Below are 272 nucleotides of genomic sequence, written 5' to 3'. Positions count from 1 at the left end.
CCGGAGTGGCCTACGCATGACCATCGACACGCGTGAAGACATCAAGCTCTCCAATGCTCAGATCGCCTGGCGTGCGGCACAGGACATCGAGGACGACGCCTACGTCAACCTCGGCATCGGCTTCCCGGAAATGGTCGCGCGCTTCCAGCCGCCGGGCCGGCAGGCAATCTTCCACACGGAAAACGGCATCCTGAACTTCGGCGAGGCTCCGCCCGCCGGTGAAGAAGTCTGGGACCTGATCAATGCCGGCAAGAAGGCGGTGACGCTGAAGC

1 protein-coding gene is annotated in these 272 nt (G+C 63.2%); it reads left to right on the top strand.

The window, feature by feature from the left end:
* Positions 1 to 16 precede the first annotated feature (16 nt).
* Positions 17 to 272: CoA-transferase (locus R0J92_RS23060; protein WP_411053382.1), on the top strand; the 256-nt coding region annotated here is incomplete at its 3' end.

It is taken from the genome of Tritonibacter sp. SIMBA_163 (assembly GCF_046535935.1).
Lineage (GTDB): Bacteria > Pseudomonadota > Alphaproteobacteria > Rhodobacterales > Rhodobacteraceae > Epibacterium > Epibacterium scottomollicae.
The sequence above is the reverse complement of the archived record's forward strand: the minus strand, read 5'-3'. Positions and strand labels throughout refer to the sequence as shown.